Origin of the sequence: Actinospica durhamensis, assembly GCF_018139695.1 — a bacterium.
GTDB classification, from domain to species: Bacteria; Actinomycetota; Actinomycetes; order Streptomycetales; family Catenulisporaceae; genus Actinospica; species Actinospica durhamensis.
The window spans coordinates 1-7,086 of the sequence record NZ_JAGSOG010000367.1 but is presented as its reverse complement, the minus strand read 5'-3'; the positions used below and the strand labels follow the sequence as shown (position 1 = coordinate 7,086).

Below are 7,086 nucleotides of genomic sequence, written 5' to 3'. Positions count from 1 at the left end.
CGCCGTCCCCCGCGTCCGCACCGCCGCCCGGTTCAAGGTCCCGCAAGGCCCGGCGGCGGCGTACGGTGCACTCGCCGGTATCAGCACCGTGCTGCTGGCGCTCGTCCCCTGGTTCCGCGAGCCGCCCGGGGACACGCTGTACGCGCTCAAGTACCACAATCTCAATGGGCTGTTCATGGCCGCTTTCTGGTGCATGCTCCTGGCGACGGTGTTCGCGCTCGTCGACCGGCTGCCGAGCCGGCTGGTCTCGGCCGGGTTCGGCTGCGGCGCGTTCTTCTCCTCAGGGATCGGTTACGACCGGATGGAGGGGATCTTCGACACCCAGGCCGTGCATCCCCAGTTCGGGCTCTACCTCTGCCAGATCGCGTCCGTGCTCGTGATGTCGAGCGTCGTGGTGACTCCGGTGTGGAAGGCGACGCATTCGGTACGCGGGTGAGAGCGCGCCCGGATCGCCACTGTGCGCGGGGGCCGCGGGGTGCTAGGTTGGCCCGGTCTCCCCGCGCACAGCTCTGCACAGTCCCCATTTCTTGGACCGCGTCCACGAGGTCGGAGTTCGATGAGCGAGGATACCCGTGCCCTGACCAGCCCGGCCGCGCTGCGCGTGCCGGGGCCGCCCGCGCCGCACAGCCGGAGCACGGCGGCCGCGCCGTCGGCGTCGGCCGCGGCGGTGCCGGAGGCTGCCGGGGACGGGCAGGGCGGGCCGCCGGCGGAGGACGAGCCGTTCCTGCCCGGGGTGCAGCTGCCGTCCGGGGGCGGCGCGATCCGCGGGATGGGGGAGAAGTTCTCGGTATCCCCGTCGCGCGGGACTGCTTCGTTCTCGGTGCCGCTGGGCCTGAGCCGCGGGCGCGCGGGCGTGGGGCCCTCGCTCTCGCTGGGCTACGACTCCGGCGCGGGCAACTCGGCGTTCGGGCTCGGATTCGACGTCGGCGTGCCGCGGATCACGCGGAAGACCTCGAAGGGCGTGCCGCGCTATCCGGACGCCGCGGGCGACGCCGGGACCGACGAGCCCGACGTCTACCTCCTGTCCGGTGCGCAGGACCTCGTCCCGGCGCTGGTGGAGCAGCCGGACGGCTCGTGGCTGCCGGACGTGGCGAACGAGACGATCGACGGGGTGGCCTGCCGGCTGGAGCGCTACCGGCCGCGGGTGGAGGCGGGCTTCGACCGGATCGAACGCTGCGTCGTGGTGGACACGGGCGACGCGTTCTGGCGGACGGTCTCGCGCTCCAACGTCACCGGCTTCTTCGGTCGGGCGACTTCAGCGCGCGTGGCCGATCCGGCCGATCCCACGCACGTGTACGAGTGGCTGCTGGAGCAGACCGCTGACGATCGCGGCAACGTGACCGGATACACGTACAAGGCCGAGGACCTACCGGGGGCCAGCGCGCCGGGATATGCGCAGAAGTATCTCAAGCAGGTTACCTACGGCAATCTCGGCCCGGGCGTCGCGACCCCGTCGTGTTTCCTGGTGGTCTTCGACTTCGGCGAGCACGACTTCGCGCCGGACGAGGTGCGGGCCTGGCCGGTGCGCGAGGACCCGTTCTCCTCGTACCGGTCCGGCTTCGAGGTGCGCACCGGGCGGCTGTGTCGGCGAATCCTGATGTTCCACGCCTTCGACGAGCTCGCGCCGGGTCCCTCGCCCCGCCTGGTGCGCTCGGTCGACCTGGGCTATGCGCCGGATCCGGCGGTGACGCAGCTGGCCTCGGTGACGCAGACCTCTTACCTGTGGGACGGCACCGCGTACCAGTCCCAGAGCTCGGCGCCGGTCGAGTTCGAATACACCGTCTCCGGCCCCGACGCGGTGGTGCGGGAGGTGCAGGTGCCGCCGGTGCCGGACGCGGCGACCTCCGGCCCGTACTGGATCGACCTCGACGGCGAGGGCATCGCCGGCGCGCTCACCCGCACCCCCGGCGGCTGGTGGTACCAGCGCAATCTCGGCGGCGGCCTGCTGGACGCGCCGGCGGCGGTGGACGTCGCGACGCCCGGCCTCGGCGGCCGGATCCGGCTGGCGGACCTGGCCGGGGACGGGCACCTGAGTGTGATCGACACCGCGCCGGGCACCGCGGGCAGCGTGCAGCGCGAGCCGGACGGCGGCTGGGGCCGGTTCACCCCGTTCCTGTCCCGGCCGGGGCTCGACTTCGACGATCCCGGCCTGCGGCAGGTGGACCTGGCCGGGGCGGGCCTTTCCGACCTGCTGATCGGCGAGGGCGACCGGGTCCGCTGGTCGCGCTGCCTGGGCCGGGAGGGGTACGGGCCGGTGCGCGAGGTCGTGTTCGCCGGCGCCTCGGGCGCGGGCACCGAGGCCCGCGAGGAGGCCGCGCCGCCGCTCGGCTACCTGGACCCCACCGGGGTGACGATGCTGGCGGACCTCTCCGGCGACGGGGCGTCCGATGTGGTGCGGGTGCGCAACGGAGAGGTCTGCTACTGGCCGAACCTGGGCCACGGCCGCTTCGGCGGCAAGGTCGTGATGGACGCCGCGCCGCAGTTCGACACCGTGGACCGGTTCGACCCGCGCCGGGTGCGGTGGGCGGACCTCGACGGCTCGGGCACCTCCGACCTGCTGTATCTGGGCCCGGACACGGTGCGGTGCTGGGTGAACCGGTCCGGCAACGGCTTCGGCGCCGAGATGCGGATCGACCTGCTGCCCTCGGTCGACGCCCTGGCCTCCATCGCCGTCTCGGACGTCCTGGGCACCGGCACGCCGTGCCTGGTGTGGTCCTCGCCGGTGCCGGGCACGCCGGTGTGCTACGTGGACCTGGCGCGCGGGACGGCCGACGGCATCGACCCGGCCGATCCCCGGCTGGCCGGCTGGAAGTCCCGGCTGCTGCGGCTGGTGCGCAACAACGCCGGGGCCGAGACGGTGGTGGAATACGCGTCCTCGACGAAGTACTACCTGGCGGACCGCCTGGCCGGGACGCCGTGGGTGACAAGGCTGGCGTCCCCGGTGCGGGTGGTCGCGGGCTCGACCGCGACGGACGCGGTCTCCGGGTCGAGCACCGCGAGCACCTACTGGTACCGGCACGGGCACTACGACGGGATCGAGCGCGAGTACCGCGGCTTCGGGATGGTCGAACGCACCGACACCGAGGCGTACACCGGCCCTGACGCACCGGGCCCGAACGACCTGCCGCCGGTGCGCACCCGCAACTGGTTCCACGTCGGCTCCGGCCTCGACGTGCTCACCGACACCTTCGGCGGCGACGCGGCGGCCGTGCCGCTGGGCACGGTGGAACTCGGGCCGTCCTCGGGCCGCGAGTACCGCGAAGGGCTGCGCGCGGCTGCGGGGCGCCCGCTGCGCACCGAGCTGTACGCCGACGACGGTACGAGCTCTGCGACGCTGCCGTACTCGGTGGCCGAGCACCGCCACCACGTGACGATACTCCAGCCCTCCCGGCCGGGGCGGCACGCCGTGTACCTGGCCTACGAGCTGGAGTCGGTCACCTGTCAGTACGAGCGCAACGCGGCCGACCCGCGGGTGAGCCACCAGGTGACGCTCGAGGTGGACGCGTACGGCTCGACGCTCTCCCAGGCGGCGATCGGCTACCCGCGGCGGGTGCCGGCGATCCCGGAGCAGGGCGTGACCCACGCGGCCTGGACCCTCAAGACCGTCGCCAACACCGACACCGCCGACACGCGCCTGCTCGGCGTCGCGGTGGAGACGCGCACGTACGACGTCACCGGGCTGTCCGCACCCGACCCCGCGACGGGCCGCTACGACGTGGCCGCCCTCGCCGCGCAGCTCGCGTCCGCGACCGACATCCCCTTCGAGTCCGTCTACACCGCGACCGCCCCGGCCACGTCCCCGACGCGCCGCCTGATCGCCGACGTACGGGCGCGCTACTGGGCCGACGACCTGTCCGCCCCGCTGCCGCTGGGCCAGCCCGGGCTCAGGGCTCTGCCGTGGCAGTCCTACAAGCTCGCCCTCACCCCGGGTCTGCTGACCGCGGCGTACGGCGCGGGCTTCGACTCCTCGGTGCTCACCGCGTCCGGCGGCTACCTCGCCGAGGACGGCAACTGGTGGGTACCCAGTGGCATTCACGGCTACGACGCGGCGCACTTCTACCTGCCCACCACGCAGACCTCGGCGTTCGGGAACGTCGCCTCGATCCGGTACGACGCCTACGACCTGCTCGCCCTGTCCGCCACCGCCTCCCAGACGGCGCCGTTCGACCAGCTTGTCACGAAGGTGGCCAACGACTACCGCGTGCTCGCCCCGGCGACCGTGACCGATCCGAACGGCAACCGGCGCACCGTCGCCTTCGACCTGTTCGGACTGGTCGGCTCGTCCTGGGTGATGGGCAAGGAGGGTTCGGCCGACGGCGATCCGCAGAGCCTGCCGGGCGCGGTCTACAGCTACGACCCGGACGCGTGGCGCGGGTCGGGCGTTCCGCTCTGGGCCCTGGCGCAGACGCGCGAGCGGCACGGCGACGCCGCGAGCCCGATGCAGCGGGTCAGGGTGCACACGGACGGGTTCGGCCGGCTGGCGATGTCGAAGAACCAGGCCGCGCCGGGCCTGGCCTGGACCCTCGACGCGCACGGCGACGCGGTGCAGACGGACACCACGCCGAACCCGCGCTGGGTGGGCACCGGCCGCGTCGTGCGCAACAACAAGGACCTGCCGGTGGAGAAGTACGAGCCCTACTTCTCCGCGACCTCGGACTACGAGAACGCCGACGCGCTGGTCAAGCAGGGGGTGACCGCCGTCCTGCGGTACGACCCGCTGGGCCGGGTCATCCGCATGGACCAGCCGGACGGCACCTTCAGCCGGGTGGAGTTCGACCCCTGGCAGCACGCCGACTACGACGCCGGGGACACGGTCCTGGAGAGCACCTGGTACACCGTCAACAACGGCGCCGGAGCCAGCCCGGCGCAGCAGCGGGCCGCCACGCTCGCCGCCGCGTACGCGAACACGCCCGCCGTCTCCGTGCTCGACACCCTGGGCCGTGCCGTGCGCGCGCGGGCGGACAACGGCCCGGACGGCGTGTACGAGACCGTCGTCACCCTCGACCCGGTCGGCGGGCTGCTGAAGGTCACCGACCCGCGCGGCGTCGTCGCCGCGACGCAGATCCTGGACCTGGTCGGCAGGGTGCTGACGATCCACTCCGCCGACGCCGGGCCGCGCGGCTTCGTGCTCGACGCGGCGAGCCTGCCGATCAGCCGCACCGACGCGGTCGGCAGCCGGGTGAACTACTCCTACGACCTGCTGCACCGGCCCACCGAGACCTGGGTGACCGGGCCGGGGGAGAGCACGGCGCGGCTGACCGACCTCGCCGTCTACGGTGAAGAGCATCCGCAGGCCGTCCAGCTCAACCTGCTCGGCGCGGTGCACCGGCGCTACGACCAGGCCGGGGTGGTGATCGCGCAGTCCGCGGACTTCAAGGGCAACCTCATCTCCGCCTCGCGCCGGCTGGTCCCGCTCGCCGCCGCGTCCTCCGGGACCGGCCCGGACTGGTCGCCGCTGCACGGGCAGCCGCTCTCGGCGCTCGACGGGCTGAGCGCGGCGCTGCTCGACACCGAGACGTTCACTACGAACGTCTCCTTCGACGCGCTCAACCGGCCCGTCGTCAGCACCCTGCCGGACGGCACCCGGATCCAGCCCTCGTACGACGCGGGCGGCCTGTTCACCGCGGTCGAGGCGTACCTCGGCGCGGCCACCGCCGTCACGCCGTTCGTCACCGCGGTCGAGCACGACGCGAAGGGCCAGCGCCAGTCCATCGCCTACGCGTGCGGCGCGACCACCTCGTTCTCCTACGACGCGGAGAACTTCCGGCTCACCGGCATCGAGACGAACGTGCCCTCGGGCACGCCCGCGCTGCTGCAGGCCCTGGCCTACACCTACGACCCGATGGGCAACATCGTCGCGGTCGACGACGCGGCGGCGCAGGCCGCGTACTTCGCCGGCACCGTCGCCGCACCCGGCGCCACCTACACCTACGACCCGGTCTACCGGATCCGGTCGGCCTCCGGCCGCGAGCACGCGAGCCTGGGCGTGCAACCCGACAGCGCGGAGCCGCTCTACGCGCCGCTGCCGCACCCCAACGACGCGCAGGCGATCCGCCCGTACACCGAGACCTACACGTACGACGCGGCCGGCAACATCCTGAGCCTCGCCCACGCGGCGGGCGCCGCCGGCACCTGGACCCGGCGCTACACCTACGACACCGCCTCCGACCGGCTGCTGTCCCACACCCGCCCCGGCGACGCGTCCTCCAGCGCGGGCTCGGCGGTGTTCACCCACGACGCGAACGGGCGGATGGCGCGGATGGCGCACCTGCCCGGCGCGCTCACCTGGGACCACGCCGACCGGCTCACGGCCGTGGACCTCGGCGGCGGAGGCACCGCCGCCTACGCCTACGACGCCACCGACACCCGGGTGCGCCGCGTCACCGGCCACAGCGGCGGCCTGCTGGAGGAGCGCGTCTACCTCGGCGCGTACGAGATCTACCGCAGGTATCAGGGCACGACGCTGGTCTACGAGCGCCGCAGCGTGCACGTGACCGACGCGGTCAACCGCATCGCCCTGGTCGAGACCGTCACCGTGGACAGCGCGGACGCGGGCTTCGACCGGAGCCCCGCGATCCGCTACCAGCTCGGCGACAACCTGGGCTCGTCCAGGACCGAGCTCGACGATCAGGGCTCGGCGATCTCCTACGAGGAGTACCACCCGTACGGCTCCACGGCGCTGTGGATGGCCCGCGGCGCGGCCGCGGTGAGCACCAAGCGCTACCGGTACACCGGCAAGGAGAAGGACGAGGAGACCGGGCTGTACTACTACGGCGCGCGCTACTACGCCTGCTGGCTCGGCCGATGGACCTGTCCCGACCCCGGCGGCGCGAAGGACGGGCCCAACCTCTACATGTACGTGCGCGGCAACCCGGTGCGCCTGCTCGACCCCAACGGGCAGGAGGGCAAGGAGAAGAGCACCGAGCAGATCGCCGCCGACCAGATCCGCGCCGTCGCGCAGATGGACCCCTACGACTTCATCCTCACCCTGAACAAGGGACCGCTGAGCGCGCAGTTCGTGCGGGACGCGATGATCCAGACCGGCCTGCTCAAGGCCGACGGCAGCCCGGCCAGACAGGCCCCGCC

Annotated in this window: 2 protein-coding genes; both read left to right on the top strand. The window is 73.1% G+C overall.

Annotated elements, in window-relative coordinates:
* On the top strand, nt 1–436 hold a 436-nt coding region (locus KDL01_RS37555; protein WP_212533483.1), incomplete at its 5' end, for a hypothetical protein.
* Between the two features lie 120 nt (nt 437–556).
* A partial coding sequence (locus tag KDL01_RS37550; protein WP_212533482.1) for a SpvB/TcaC N-terminal domain-containing protein occupies nt 557–7,086 on the top strand: 6,530 nt, incomplete at its 3' end.